The sequence below is a fragment of the Mycobacterium alsense genome, assembly GCF_002086635.1.
Taxonomy (GTDB): domain Bacteria; phylum Actinomycetota; class Actinomycetes; order Mycobacteriales; family Mycobacteriaceae; genus Mycobacterium; species Mycobacterium alsense.
In genome coordinates, this window is sequence record NZ_MVHD01000022.1 from 15,646 (window position 1) to 30,316 (window position 14,671).

10 protein-coding genes are annotated in these 14,671 nt (G+C 68.8%); 2 read left to right on the forward strand and 8 right to left on the reverse strand.

What is annotated here, in order from left to right:
• Positions 1-21: 21 nt before the first annotated feature.
• Genes BST11_RS14130 through eccA form a run of 8 tightly spaced genes read right to left on the reverse strand, consistent with a single transcriptional unit; the run spans position 22 to position 10,824 of the window.
• Positions 22-903 carry an ESX secretion-associated protein EspG gene (locus tag BST11_RS14130; RefSeq protein WP_083138569.1) on the reverse strand — a complete coding sequence of 294 codons (882 nt, stop codon included), beginning with the start codon at positions 901-903 and terminating at the stop codon, positions 22-24.
• Between the two features lie 10 nt (positions 904-913).
• Positions 914-1,204 (reverse strand): WXG100 family type VII secretion target, encoded by a 291-nt coding sequence (locus BST11_RS14135; RefSeq protein ID WP_066968224.1) that lies wholly within the window; start codon positions 1,202-1,204, stop codon positions 914-916.
• A 30-nt stretch (positions 1,205-1,234) separates the two neighbouring features.
• A complete protein-coding gene (locus BST11_RS14140) occupies positions 1,235-1,528 on the reverse strand; it encodes a WXG100 family type VII secretion target (RefSeq protein WP_066917492.1) in 294 nt (97 codons plus the stop codon).
• 51 nt (positions 1,529-1,579) lie between these two features.
• On the reverse strand, positions 1,580-3,079 hold the full coding sequence (locus tag BST11_RS14145; RefSeq protein WP_083138570.1) for a PPE family protein: 1,500 nt from the start codon (positions 3,077-3,079) through the stop codon (positions 1,580-1,582).
• 2 nt (positions 3,080-3,081) lie between these two features.
• Complete coding sequence (locus BST11_RS14150; RefSeq protein WP_083138571.1) at positions 3,082-3,390, reverse strand: PE family protein; 309 nt, start codon at positions 3,388-3,390, stop codon at positions 3,082-3,084.
• A gap of 2 nt (positions 3,391-3,392) precedes the next feature.
• A complete protein-coding gene (gene eccCa, locus BST11_RS14155) occupies positions 3,393-7,361 on the reverse strand; it encodes a type VII secretion protein EccCa (RefSeq protein ID WP_083138572.1) in 3,969 nt (1,322 codons plus the stop codon).
• On the reverse strand, positions 7,358-8,974 hold the full coding sequence (gene eccB, locus BST11_RS14160) for a type VII secretion protein EccB (protein ID WP_083138573.1): 1,617 nt from the start codon (positions 8,972-8,974) through the stop codon (positions 7,358-7,360). Before eccB ends, eccCa begins: the two co-directional genes overlap by 4 nt.
• Positions 8,971-10,824: a type VII secretion AAA-ATPase EccA gene (gene eccA / locus BST11_RS14165; RefSeq protein ID WP_083138600.1), complete on the reverse strand. Its 1,854-nt coding sequence runs from the start codon at positions 10,822-10,824 to the stop codon at positions 8,971-8,973. Before eccA ends, eccB begins: the two co-directional genes overlap by 4 nt.
• A 740-nt stretch (positions 10,825-11,564) precedes the next feature.
• On the opposite strand from eccA, the gene BST11_RS14170 reads away from it, so the two are divergent.
• Together BST11_RS14170 and BST11_RS14175 are read left to right on the forward strand one after the other, a co-directional pair.
• Positions 11,565-12,332, forward strand: coding sequence for an ABC transporter ATP-binding protein (locus BST11_RS14170; RefSeq protein WP_244897649.1), 768 nt, complete (start codon positions 11,565-11,567; stop codon positions 12,330-12,332).
• Positions 12,329-14,668, forward strand: coding sequence for an ABC transporter permease (locus BST11_RS14175; protein ID WP_158086791.1), 2,340 nt, complete (start codon positions 12,329-12,331; stop codon positions 14,666-14,668). Before BST11_RS14170 ends, BST11_RS14175 begins: the two co-directional genes overlap by 4 nt.
• Positions 14,669-14,671: the final 3 nt, after the last annotated feature.

Below are 14,671 nucleotides of genomic sequence, written 5' to 3' on the forward strand. Positions count from 1 at the left end.
CTGTATCAGAACGTTGGGCGGTTATGAACTCTGTGCGGAAAAGTCTCGGGACAGCCGCCGGCCGGGGAACCACTGGCCCTCCGGCAGCAGGCCGACCAGCTGTTCGACGGCGACGGCGATGGCGAACGGCGTGCCCGGGGCGAAAGTGGAGACCCACTCGCCGTCAAAGGCGCGCGACGGGCTGACCAGCACCCGGCCCGCGGCGGTGTCGACGATGCTCATCCCGACCTCGGTGGTCGAGTGCTGCCCGTCGCAGTGGGAGCCGGCGACGATCTCGACGTAGCTGCGCGCGCCGGAGAACACCGACTCCACGACCGGTCGCGCCGACGCCGGAATGCCCAGATAGTCAACGACTTCCGCCAGCGAAGCGCCGGACCGCAGCCGTTCGTCGGCGCGGGCCCCCACCCGCATCGGCATGCTGAACTCGTCGAACCGGGCCGGCGGCCGCTGCGCCAGCCCGACGCCGAGGACTGGGACCAGCCCCCGCGCGTCGTCGATCTCCATGGCGGTGAAGGTGACCAGTTGGGCGCTGCGCAACGCCACGACGGTTTGCGGCGCCGTGCCGCTCCCACCGGTGCAGCGCTGCGCGACCACGCCGCGCAGCAACTCGCCGGCGCCGGCGGCCGCCCCGGGTCCCACGTACCGCAGGTCGAGCCAGCGGTCAGGGAAGCACACCGTCTTGATCCAGCCGGCGACCGCCGCGTTGACGAGCCCGTCCCCCGATACCAGACCCATCCGGGTCAGCTCGGCGCGTTGCCGCTCCAAGAACTCGGCGCGCTGCGCGGCATCGCGATAGGGCGTGGTGATCGCGAGAACCCACGGGAAGCTGCCCGCCCCAGTGGTTTCCGCGATATACCACGCGTGGTCAACCGTCAGCTCGACGGCGTTTGGTGCTGCGTTCATCAGGCGGGGGTTAACCGCCCCATTTGGCGGCCTCGGCCTGGTCGCGGGCGAGCATCGCGGTGGTGTTGGCATCGTGGGTGCCGGCCATCGACTGGTAGGCCCGGACCAGGCTGTCCATCGCCTGGTTCCACTGCGCCTGCCACACCTGGTACGTCATGCCGGTGTCGCCCTGCCAGGCGTTGGACAGCGTGGCCTGCTCGCTGGCAATGTCCGAGCCGAGCGCCTGCAACGTGCCGGCGTAGCCCGACATGTCCGCGGCGTGGCCCAGCATCGCGGGGTAGTTGTACATGATTTGCGACATCGCAAGTCCTTTCGCGGTTTAGAGGTCTGATCAGAACGCGGTGTAGCCGGAAGCGGCCGCGGCGTCGGCGGCCACGTAGGTGCCGGCGGCGTCCCCGAGGTTGGCCTGGGCGATGTCGAGCAGGGTGTTGATCCGCGCCGCGACCTCCACGAAGCGGGCGTGGGCGGCCTGAAACGCAGCCGAGGACTCGCCCTGGTGGAACGCCTGCGCCGAGACCGCTTCCTGCTCGGCCTGGCTGATCGTGCTGCGCATCAGCGCCGCCTTGGCGCTGAACGCCGACTGCGCGGCCACCAACTGCGGAATATGAGCGTCCAACATACTCATGGTGATTGGTTTCCTTTCGCTCTCTTCGGATTTCGGTTGCTGACTGCCACGTTAGGTGCCGTCGTCTCCCCCTCTCCCCGGTTCGTAATCCCACGTTCCCGGCACCATCGGCACCCGCGGACCGCCGCCGAATTCGTCGCCGGCCAGCTTGGTCAACCCGGCCGCGCTTACGGCGGACTCTTTGTGTGCGGTCCCCGCGAATCCCAGGCTCCCGGCCCCGTTTCCGGAGGCCACCGCCGACACCAACTGCTCGGCGGCAAAGTCGGGCGGAAGGCCGATGTCGGCATCCATGTCCAGGAACTCGTCGCCGTACTCGCGCATCGCCGCCCGCCGGCGCCGCCGGGCCCGCGCCTCCGCCCGGATCGGCGCCACTGCGCCCGCCGCCGGTAGGGTCGCCGCCGGCGCCTTGGCGCCGCCGCGGCCACCGAGTGTCGGGCCGGACTCGGTGCCGGGGCCGCCGCCGAAACCCACGATGTAGGCGAAGGTTCCGGCGGCTGTCGCCGGGGCCGGCGCGGCCGGAGCACCGGCGCCCGCAGCGCCCACCGATGCCGGTGCCGCCGCCGGAGCCGCGGCCGTCGGGGCCACGCCGGCGACCGGCCACACCGCGGAAACGGGGGCGGCGCTCGCGGCGATGCCTCCCGCCACGGGTGCCGCCAACGCGGGAGCCGCCGCGGCCGCGAGCGCCAGCGCCGGCTGCAGGGTCACCGGGAGGATGAGCCCAAGGAAAGGACTGAGCAGCAGCGACGGGTAAGTGATCGACGCTCCGACCCAGGAGAACGCCTGGTAGGCGATCGCGAACAGCAGCGGGCCGTAAAGCACCAGTGCCTCAGACGGATTCGTCATGAACGCCTGGATGATCTTCACCGAGTTCCCGATGGGATCCTGGAAGAACGTGGCGAGCTCCTGGAACATGTTGCCGTAGAAATTCGTGTACTGCGACAGCAGCTGAGAAAACAGGTCGGAGACATTGAGCGACGAACCCGACTGGGCGGCCGGGGTGGCCGCGCCGCTCTGGTTCACGATGGACGGAGCCGGGGTGGTGCGCGGCGCCGAGGCCAGCGCCGCGCCGGAGACCGCCTGGTAGGCGCTCATCGTGGTGGCCGCCTGGATCCACATGCGCACGTAGTCGGCCTCGTTCAGCGCGATCGGAATCGCGTTGATCCCAAAGAAATTCGTGGCCAGCAGCACGCCGTGGATGACGTGATTGGCGGCCAGCTCTACCAGGGTCGGCATCGCGGCCAGCGCGCCGGTGTACGCCGTCGCGGCGACCTCGTGCTGGGCGGCCACGCCCGCGCTGTCGGCGCTGGCCTGCTGCAGCCACATCAGGTAGGGCAGGTGGGCCGCCGCGTATTGCTCCGCGCTCGGGCCCTGCCATGCCCCGGCCTGCGCCGCCCCGAGGATCCCGCTGAGTTCGGCCGCCGCCGAAGCGTATTCGGCGCTGAGCGCGGACCAGGCACCGGAGGCCGCCAGCAGCGACTCCGGCCCCGGACCGGCGCTCAGCAATGCCGAGTGCACCTCCGGCGGCGACGCCATCCAGACGGGGGCGGTCATTGTCAGCCGGCCGCCATCCCATAGCTCGCGGCCGCCGCCGTGTCACCGGCGAGGTAGCTGGCGCCGGACTCACCCACGCCGACGCCGGCGCGGCCCAACTCCTCGACACCCTGGGTGGCGACGGCGGCGTGCTCCTGGCCCTGGGCGCTGAACCCCGCGGCCGTCTGCAGCGACACGGGGTCCGCCGCCGGCGGCACCACCGCGGTAATCGCGGGGGCCGCCGCCGCATGCGCGGCCGCCAGCCGCGCCGTCAGCGCCTCCACGGCCGCGCTGGTCGCGGCCAGCCCCTCGGGAACCACTCGCAACGTCATGACTAACTCCCCTTCTGTTGCGTCTCACCGGACATCACGGCCTCACCGGCTAGCGGATTGACCAACTGCACATACGTCGGAATGTCGCTGTCGCCCAGCAGAATTGCCCGACCGGCGGGCAACCGGCCAAACCGCTGCCCGCGGATCTTGCCGCTGTCCTGCGGGTTGCCCGAAAGCATCAACGTGGTCGCCTGCAGGTCGTTGAAGCGGCGCAGCAACGGGCTGGTCATCAACGCGTGGGCCGACCCGGTGGCGCGCGCCGTGACGATCACCCGCAGGCCCAGGTCGCCGGCCTGCGACAGCTGGGCGATCAGCGGGGTCCACGGCCGCTGCCCGACATACGGACCGCTCATCGCCGGCGCATCCGGGATCTGGTCGACGTCATCGATGATCAGGTAGTGCGTGTGGCCCTGGTACGTCCAGCGGGACAGCTCCGCCGGCGACAAGCCCGCCGGCGGCCGCCGAGACTCGATCAGGTTGGCGAGCCCGAGCATGGCCGGGGCGACCCGGTCGATGTTGGCCGTGTACTCGTTGTCGGGGAACAGCGGCTCGTCGACCAGATGCAGCCGGCGGTCCAGCACCGTGAACGCCACCTGGTCGGCGGTGGAGTGCTCGCGGATGGTGCGGATGATGTGGCGCAGCAGCGTGGTCTTCCCCGACCTGCTGTCGCCGAACACCATCAGCAGTGGGTTCTCGGCGAAGTCGACGGCGACGGGCGCGAGGTCCTCTTCGCGCTGACCGATGACCACCGACTCCGCGCCCAGGTAGAGCGGCCCCAGCGCGTCGGGCGCGAGATTGGTGGGCAGCAGCCGCACTGGCGGTGCAAAGACCCCGGGGTAGCGGGCGTTGATCGCGGCCACCTGGTCGAGCTCGGGAAGCGCGAACAGGAAATGCTCGGCGGCCATGGTCAATCCGCGGCCCGGCTGGTCGTGCGGAACGCTGTCGGCCGGGCGGCGCAGCGCGCCGACCACCCGCACGTTGCTGTCCCGCGCGTCGTGCAACTTGAGCTCGAGCCGCAGTCCGAGGCCGTCGCGCATGGCCAGCGGCACCTCCAGCCAGCTGGGGGTGGTGATGACCACGTGGATGCCGTAGGCCAGGCCGATGTTGACCAGCTCGGTCACCTTGGCCAGCAACGGATTACGGGTGTTGAACTGGTCGGTGTTGTCCCGGCCGAACGCGTAGAGGTTGTCGATGACCAGGAACACCTCGCCGTAGCCGTCGTCCGGCGCGGAGCCGTGGCGGTCGCGGAAGGCCTCGCGCTGCTGCCGCGACAGCAGCAGCTGCTCCAGCTCGCCGAAGGTGCGGCGGATGCGTTCGGGTTGCAGCGCCGAGGCGACGCTGCCCACGTGTGCGAGGTCCTCCAGCCCGCGCAGCTGCCCGCCGCCGTAGTCCAGGCAGTAGAACGTGACCTCGCGCGGCGAATGCAGGTTGGCCGCCGACATGATGAACGTCTGCAGCGCGGTCGATTTCCCGGATTTCGGGCCGCCGTGGATCACCATGTTGCCGGCCGCCGACGAGGCGTCGAAGACCAGCGGGTCGCGGCGCATCTCGAAGGGCTTGTCGATCTCACCGAGCGGCCAGCGGCGCTGCCCCGGCGCCACGCCGGCGCGAGCCAGCACGGCGGTCAGCGGGATCGGTTCGTCCAGCGGCGGCAGCCACAGCTGCGGGGCCCGCGGCCCGTATCCCGCCAGCTGCTCGCCGATGGTCGCGATGAGCTTGCGCGGCGGTCCGGCGACATCCTCGTCCTCGCCCGTGGATATCACGGTGCCGATGTCGGGCTCCACCATGCCGGCCGTGAACAGCTTGGGCTCCGGGTTCGAATGCACCACTAGGGCTTTGGCCGCCTGCGGTGGCTCGTAGATGCCGTCGACGTAGGTACTGCGGAACTTGATCGGGGTCGCGCCGGGCGCCGGCACCAAAAAGGCCACGCCCTTGTGCTCCTTGCCCGATTCGATGTGGTACGCGTCCTCGACGCCGATGATCTGGCGCGACACGCTGGGGCTGGCCACCTTCAAACCGATGCGGTACGAGGTGTTCTTGTCGATGTCCTTGATCTTGCCCACGTCCAGCGTCTGGGACGCGAACAGGATGTGGATGCGGAACGAGCGCCCCTTGCGGGCCACGTAGTCGAACAGCTCCGCGTATTCCGGATGGTCGGCGAGCATCAGGGTGAATTCGTCGGCGACCACGAACAGGGTGGGGATCGGCGGCAGGTCGTGCCCGCCCGCTACCGCGTTCTCGTATTCGGTCACCGAGTTGAACGCGCTGCCCTGCACTCGGCGGCCGGCCTCCCGCAGCAGTGTCTCGCGTCGGGCCACCTCGCCGCGCAGCGTGTCGGCGAAGCGGTCGGCCAGCGACTTCTTCTCGGCCATGTTCGAGATCACCGCGACGACCTGAGGGAAGTTGCGGAAGCTGTCGGCGCCGGCCTCGCCCTTGAAGTCGGCGTAGATGACGATCAGCCGGTCCGCCGAATGGGTTGTCAACAGCGACAACAGGATCGACATCAGGGTCTGCGACTTCCCGGACCCCGTCATGCCGATCATCAGACCGTGCGGCCCCATCCCGCCCTCGGCCTCGTCCTTGAGGTCGAACATCAACGGCTCGCCGGTCGCGGTGACGCCGATCGGGACGCGCAACTCGTCGTCGCGACGGCGCGGCGCCCACAGCGTCGGCACGTCCAGCCGCGACGCGTCCGGGATGCCCAGCAGCGTGGTGAAAGTCGCGCCGCGGGTGGCCGCCGAGCGCAGGCCGGCATGCGTCGGGTTGGAGTCCCACCGCGACAGCTGCCGGGCCAGGTGCGCGGCGTCGTCCGCGCCGAGTCGATCCGCGCTGTCGACGTAGGGCTGCCAGCCGCCGGTCTGCCAGCGTTCGATGGCGCCGCCGGTAAGGCGCAGGATCGGCTTTTCCGGATCCGAATACTGCTCCCGGTGCGGGGGCGTGGCGGAGCAGTGCACGACAGTCACTCCCGCCCGGCCCACCGCCAGTGCCGAGGCGTTGAGGTCATAGTCGGGATCGTCGACGACGATCAGCAAGTGGCGCAACGCATCCCCGGGTGCACCGGTGAACGCGGGGCGGTCGACGAGCGCCGGCCCCAGCATGGCGATCAGCTCGTCGGGGTCCGTCGACAAGAAGCGGGCCGGGCCCACCCCATCGAGCTCGCCGGGAATGTCGGCGTGCGGCAACCACTTCAGCCAGGACCAGTCCTGGCTTTCCAGATCCCGCGAGGCCAGCGCCACGCCGAGCACCGTGGGGTCGTGCCACGTCACCGCCTGGGCGATCCAGGCGCGCAGCGCCGCCCGCACCTCGTCTTCGGTGCCGAGCACCGTGATCCGGGAGACCTTGGCCAGGTCGATTCCGGTCGGGACGTCGCGGACCGTGCGCTGGGTGTCAAGCAGGCTGCGTAATGCGCTGTGCGACACCGGTTCCAGGTCGATCTCGTCGGCGGTGTCGTTGACCCGCAGCGCGGTGGCCAGCGGCGCGTGGTGACGACCGGCCCGCAGCACCAGGAAGTCGGGGTCGTGCGGATCGCGCTCCCACTGGCGTCGCGAGCCGGGCACCGCCGCGAGCGCACTCGGATCCGGGTGCGACCACTCCGCGGCCGCGCGCTGCTGGGCGGCCTGGGTGCGGATGTTGTCGCGCACGACCGACAGGTAACGCAGGTAGTCGGCGCGTTCGGCGTCGACCTCCTCGGTGCGGGTCTTGTTGTCGTTGCCGCGGTAGAGCGCGGTCGCGGCCAGCAGCAACACGAACGGGAAGAACAGCGTCTGCGGGGAGATCACCCGCATGCCGGTGGCCACCAGCGCCACCACCATGCCGACGATCAGGATCACCAGCACATAGGGCATGGCGCGGCGCAGGAACGACGGGGGAACCACCCGCGGCAGCTCCGGGGGCGCCTCGATGGTGATGGTGCCCTTGCGCGTCGCCGGCGGCGCGAGCCGGCGGCGGGCCTCGAAGATCAGTCGACTCATCGTCCCTCTCCCTGGGCCGCAACCGGGCGACCGGGCTTGGCGTCGGGCGCCAGGCCGTCGTGGGCTAGCAGCGCGTCGGCGCGCGACAGCGTCGGGCCGGGCGCAAACAGCGACAGCACCGACCACGGGACCGGCACCGCGGGCGCGTTCAGGCCAAGCGCCTCAACCGTTTTCCCGTGTCCGACGGCCCCGGGCCCGCTCTCCGACTCGTTGTCGATGCCGTAGCGCACCCCGGTGTCGGAGATCCAGAACAACGAACCGGCCGCGGGTGCCGCCGACCCGCCGCCCACCGTCTGGGCGAAGTAGCCGGTTCCCGGCGCCAGGGCGACGCGGGTGGCGGTGCCCTGGGAGCCGGCGGCGACCAGGTCCACGGTGCGCACCGCATCCGGTACCGGCAACACCGACCCGGACAGCAGGCTCAGCGAGCTCGTTGCGGCGCCGGACGGCTTGCTCCAGTACGCGCAGGCGACGGGGCTCTTCGCCGCGTCGATCAGGGCAACCTGCTGATCGGGGTAGCGGCTCGTGTCCAGCATCCGAGACACCGGCAGCTTGGCCACCTCGTCAGCGCCGAGCCGTGGCGGTTGTTCCAGCCCATAGGAATTGGAGTTGCGCAGGATCGCGGCGAGCACCGGCGAAATCGGCTGCAGGCCGTCGGGCAACACCGCGTAGTAACGCAGGGTGCCCGACGAGTTCGGCTCCAAGCCGTAGGAGACGATGACCGCGCCGATCGGTGCCGGCACCGAGAAGCCAGCGGGGGCACCAGCATTCGGGATCGAAGGCGCCGTCAGCGCCGGGGACTCGGGTATCGCGTTGAACAGGCCCTGCGCGATCGGCCGCGCCGCGGGCACCTCGGAGTTTCCTACGCCGAGGCCGAGCGCGTTGGTGACGGCGTGGTTGGCCAGGTCGATCGGGCTGCGCTTGCCGTCCCAGAGCAGCCAGGTGGTGGTGCCGTTGTCCACCAGGATGCCCTGATTGGCGTGGATCGCGGTCGCCCGCGCGCCATTGCCGTCGGGCGGGCCTGCGATCACCGTGACGCCCGTGCTGTGGGCGCCCCGGGACGTCCCGCTGACGGCGTCGCACACCGTCCAGTTGGCGTCGTGCGAGGCGTTCTGCACCATGCGCTCCGGCGCGCCGGGGATGCCGATCAGGTTGCCCCGCGGAAACCGGTCCAGCTCACTGCTTTTCACCGTGGTGGGGTTGACCGGCTTGCCGACGATCAGCCGGGCCGAGGTCAGGTTGAGCACCGGGTGCAGGTCCTCCCCGACCCGCACGTACAGCGCGGCGGTCGAGCGGTCGGCGAGCACCGCGTTGTTGCCCACCGTCCCGTTGGGCCGTATCAGCGAGAACACGAAGCAGCCCGCGAGGCCGGCGATCAGGATGACCGCGCCCATCAGCACCGCGCGCGACTGGGTGCGCAGCGGGTCGACCAGCATCCGGGTGTCGTGCAGGGCGATGCCCGAGGCGATGCGGCGCATCACGAAGCGCCAGCCGCTCACCTGATGGCGGGTGACGAAACCGCGGCGGTATTCGACCCTGTCGGGGTTGTCGTTGACCGGGGTCCGCGAGGTGAACGAGCGCCGGTCCGCTTCGGGCTCATGGTTATTGGTCGTCATGCCGGCACCTCGAGGCCCAGGCCTCGCAGCAGCGGCTCGACCGAATATTGCACGTCCTGGTCGGTGATCGTTATCAGCTCCTCGTCGGTGAACTCGCCGGATTCGGCGTGCGCGGAGTGATCCAGCCGGAATTCGCGTTCCTCTTCGGCCTTTTCGACCACGTTGCGGACGAACCGGCCGTTGCCCGCGATATCCAGGCCGCGGCGTTCGACGCCATTGAAGTCGGGCTTCGACATTTCGGCCAGGTGCGTGAACAACGCCTCGAGATGCTCGAGCGCGGCCTGATCGAAAGCGCTGTCGCGCTTGTGGGCCATGAAGTTCGCGATCTCGATGAGCTCGGCCGGCTTGTAAGACGGGAATTCGATGCTGCGGGTGAACCGCGATCGCAGGCCTTGGTTGGTGTCGAGGAACTTGTCCAGATCGGCCCGGTACCCGGCGATGATCACCACCAGCCGATCCCGGTCGTTCTCCATCCGGGCCAGCAGGGTGTCGATGGCCACCAGCCCGAAGTCGTTCTTGGCGCCGGTGGCCACCAGCGCGTAGGCCTCGTCGAGGAACAGCACCCCGTCCAGTGCGCTGTCGATGACCGCGTTGGTCTTGGCCTCGGTCTCGCCGATGTGCTGGCCGATCAGGTCGGCGCGGTGCACCTCCCGGATGTTCTCCTTCTTCAAAAGCCCTAGGCCGCAATAGATTTTGGCGATGACGCGAGCGATGGTGGTCTTGCCGGTGCCCGGCGGCCCGGTGAACACCAGGTGGTGGGTGCGCTGCGCCACCTCCAGTCCGCGCGCCTTACGCACGAGCTCCATGGCCACCGCACTCTTGAGCCGGGCCACCTGGTCTTTGACCTGCTCCAAGCCGATGAACTCATCGAGCTCGCGTTCGGCCTCCGCGAGCAGCACGTGCTTGCGCTCCTGGGCTCCGGGGTCGACGAAGTCACCGGGACTCGGCTCGGTGTTGGGGTCCCACGGGTCGGTGCGTGCCGCAATGCGATCCGCCGTGGTGGTCACAAACCCGAAACTGGTGTCGGACAGGGCGTGTTCGACCTGCTCGTTCTCGGGATGGGCCGCGTACAGGTCCTGCAGTACTTCGCTGGCTGACTCCTCGTCGACGTGCGCGCGCAGCACCAGCCCCTTGGCCAGCGCGCCGTCGACCGCCGCCACGGCGACGGGGCCCTCGGGCTCCTCGAGGTAGGACAGCGCCGGCGCGAACATGCCCAGCCGGGCCAGCGCGATGCCCAGGGTCACCCTCGCCGCGTGGGAGAACGTCTCGTCGAGATCGGGGTCGTTGACGATCGCGGTCAGCAGCTTGACGACGTCCGACCAACGCTCGGCGCGGTAGTTGATGACGACCGCGACCCAGCGGGCCTCGCGCCAGCCGGGGCGGCGTTCGCTGAGACCGGCGACGATCTCGTGCGCTTCGGCAAACCGCCCGTCGGTAGCCAGCGCCGCGGCATAGGCGAGGTGGAACTCATCCGGGGTGGCCGCGCGGAACTGCAAGTACAGACCGGTGTCGTAGCGGAAGCCCAGGGCGCCGGGGGCCAGCTCCACCTGGCGCTGCAACCTGCCCGCAGTGGTCGCGGTGCGCGATACGGCCTCCAGCACGCGCAGCGAGACGTCGCCCGCGGCGGCCAGCCCGGTCCAGGCGTCGCATTGGTCGTGGGCGATGCGCGTCAGCGCTGTGAAACCGGAGCGCGCCGCGTCGAGGTCGGCGGGACGCTGACGGTCGTAGACCGAGATGCCGAGCGCGCGACAACAGGTGGCGAACCGGCTGACGACGTCGCCGTCCACCCTGCCGTCCGAGCGAGAATTGACGGGCTGAGCTGCGAGCACGCCGCTGTCACCACGTTCCACGGCCGCTTTTTCCATCTATGTAGCCTCCCCTAACCTAACTGCCTGAAGTTAGCATTGCCTAAGCTCGTTGTCGAGGCGCTCTCGGGTTCGCCCGAGGCATCCGATCAGCTCCGGTCCGTGACCGGTCCATAGGCGCGTTATCCCTGGTCACTGGTGGCAAAGCAAGAATGTGATGGCCCCTCTCAGAGTCGGCTCATCGGAGCTTACTGAAAATCATTGTCATTTTCAAAACTTGATCCCCCGGTCTCCCCGTCGCCACGCTCCCGCGGTTCGGCGCCGCCACGCCGCCGGCGCGCTCAGCCACCCCTCGTACGGAGACGCCGGAGAATTCATAGGCCCTTCTTTTCGTGGAGTCGCAAAAGGTCGCATCGTCAGGGCTCCGCACTTCTCGGCCCGACTCGCCATCACCTCCACCCCGGCCTGCCGCGCCAGACTTTATGTTTGGTCGCAGAAAATGGGCGCATAGTTCCACGCTCGTCTAAATACCTTCCCGCACGCCCCGGCCGAACACGCTGTGGACGTCCTGCAAAGCTTCGTCTGGTACGGGGGTGCCAGGGAAACTGCGGTGTGGAAATGACGGCGCGAGGCCGATACCGCGGGCAGGCACAGCCCAGGCCGGGGCCGTGGCGGCGGGATTGAGCTGGCGAACCCTTTGCCGGCGCCAAAAACACGCCGGCCGGTGATCCCGGAGCCATCAGGACGATCGCGTCACCCACCGGCGGAGATGAAATAGTGAGCGGGTGAGCGCAGAGTATCCGATCTCCGTGCACAGGCCTCGCTCCGACGAATCGCTGGCGTTGCGATTGATCAACGTCGGCAAAACCTACGGCGCCGAACCCACCCGAGTCGTCGCTCTGCATCAGGTGAACTTGGAAGTCCGAGCCGGCGAGTTCGTGGTACTCCTGGGGCCTTCGGGCTCGGGAAAGACGACGCTGCTCAACATCATCGGGGGAATCGATCAGCCGTCGAATGGGGCGGTCGAGGTCGGCGGACAAAGTGTCGGCAAGCTGAGCCGCAAACTCCGCACCAGATACCGCCGCGACAACGTGGGCTTCGTCTTCCAATTCTTCAACCTCGTGCCCACACTGACGGCCCGCGAGAATGTCGAAATCCTCGCCGAGCTGACTGGACCCGACGCCCGATCCCGCAGTCGCGTCGCATTGGAACGGGTGGGTGTCGATGACATCGCGGACCGCTTCCCCGCGCAGCTATCCGGCGGCCAGCAGCAACGAGTGGCCATCGCCCGGGCGATCGTCAAGCAGCCCCCTCTCCTGCTGTGCGACGAACCCACCGGGAGCCTCGATCTGGTCACCGGCCGACAGGTCTTGGCCGCGTTGAGCGACCTGGCACGAAACGGTCGGCAGGCTGTTCCCCAAACTGTCATTGTGGTGACCCACAATTCCGAAATCGCCCGCATGGCCGACCGTGTCCTATGGCTGCATTCCGGCTCAATCAGAAAGTCCGAGGTCAACCAGAACCCAGTGGACGCATCGGAACTGGACTGGTGAGCCGCGCGCTGCGCCGCAAAGTGCGCCGTGACGTATGGCGCGAACGATGGCGCTTCGCGGCCATCGCCGCGATCATGGCCATCGGCGTGGCCGTGTTCGTCGCCACCACCGATGGCTACCACAATCTCGATCAATCCTTCGACCGCTCTTACACCACCCAACGCTTGCCGGACGCGATCGTGTCGGGCCCCGGCGCGGCCGGGCTAAGCGACTCGGTCGCGAAGATGCCGGGCAGGCCACTCGTCGACATCCGCCATCAAGCCGACGTCGGCATCCGGGTGAACCAGCACGCGCTGTACGGCCGCGCTGTCGGCGTGCCCGATTCCCGGCAGCCGAACGTGTCGTTGCTCGACATGCGGACCGGCGCGCTCCCCCACGCGGGGCAGCTGGTCGTCGAGCAGCATGTCGCCGAGCACTACCACCTTCGCCCCGGCGACACCGTCGAACTGTTGGGCCGGCAGGGGTGGCAGCCCTTTACGATCGCGGGCTCGGCCCTGTCGACCGAGTACCTGTGGCCGGCGCGTTCCGGTCAGGAGATCCTCACCACCCCTGAGGATTTCGGTGTGGTCTTCCTACCCGACGGCGAATTGCGGCGCGCGCTGCCGGATCCGGTCGAACAGATTGCCGTCTACGCGCAGGACCGCTCCGCCGCGGACGCCCTGACCGCCGCGGTCGGCAAGCTCGCGCGAAGCGCCGGGATGCAGTTCGTTCCCCGCGAGCAGCTGGCCTCCTACTTCACCCTGCGTGACGACGTCGTCCAGTTCGGCACCCTCGCCCGGATCCTGCCGTTCCTGTTCCTCGCGGCCGTCGTACTGGGCACCTATGTGCTGCTCTCCCGGATTGTTTCGGCGCAGCGAGCCATCGTCGGGACGCTGGTCGCCAATGGACTCTCGCCGGGCGCAATCCGCAGACACTATTTGGGATACGGGCTCGCCTGCGCCGTAGTGGGGACAATTCCCGGACTGCTCGGTGGTTACCTGCTCGAACAATGGATCACGACCAAGTACACCGAGGCGATCGCGCTGCCGATGCACCTCACATCGATGCATCCACTCACCTACCTGCTCGCGGCCGTCGCCGCCGTCGCCGTCGCCCTGGTGGCCGCGGTGGCGCCGGCCCATGCCGCCGCCAGAATGCCGCCCGCGGAAGCCATGCGCGTGGCCCCTCCCATGCACCGGGGCCGTCGCAGCATCGGTGGACGCGCGGCTCCGGCGCTTGAACGCATCCCGGCGCGATGGCGAATGATGCTGAGGGCCATTCTGCGCAACGGTCGGCGATCGGCATTCACGGTGGCCGGGGTGGCGGCCTCGATCATCTTGGTGATGGTGTTCGCCGGCATGCGCGACACAGTTCCCGGCATGGTGCACAGGCAGTTCGGCCAGATCGAGCGGCAAGATGGCGAAGTCGTGGTGTCCGGCTCTGCCGACGCGGTCCTGGACAAGCTGCGTGCGGATCCCGACATCGTCGCGGCCGAAGCCTTCAGTTCCCACGGCGTCACCGTTTCCGCTGGTGCGCACCGATATCAGACCTTGTTGGTCGGGCTGAGGTCGCCCACCCAAATGCACGCGTTCCCAGGGCAATCGGGCGCTGATCACCTGCCCGACCACGGGGTTCTACTCGGGGCAGGCCTGCGCGACACGCTGTCCGTCTCGTTGGGGGACCGCATCGAGATAGCGATGCCGCAGTCGCGGCTCAAACTCAGCGAGCGGGTGGCGGGATTCGTCGACGAACCGTTCTCGCCGGTCGTCTACATCTCGCTGAACCAACTGCAAGCACAAGCGGATCCGCCGCCGCTCAATGGCGCGCTGATCAAGCTCAGACCGGGGATCGACGGTCGTGTGGCCGGCGACCGGATAGCAGCGATACCGGGAGTCGTGGCGTATCGATCGACGACATCGCTGGCATCGACCATGCGGCAGGCCTTCAGCCTCTACGACACCCTTGTCGACATCATGCTTGCCTTCGCCGCCGTCATGGCCGCCGCCCTGCTGTACAACGCGATGTCCGCCAACATATCCGAGCGCCTTGGCGAACTCAGCGCGTTGCATGCCGAGGGCATGGGTGCCGGCATGCTGTCCCGGTTGATCGCCACCGAAAACTTCAGCCTCGCCCTTGTGGCGGTTCCGTTCGGCGTTCTGGGCGGTGCACTGCTCGCAGACCGGCTGCTGTCTACCTATGTCAGTCGCGGCTACCATGTGCGGCTCGAGATGCAGCCGACGACACCGGTGGTGGTGGCATGCGCCATTCTCCTTGCCGCCGCTCTGGCCCAGATACCTTCGGTGCGGCGGATTTACGGCATCGATCTGCCGCGGGTCGTCAGAGAGCGCGTTTTGTGAGGA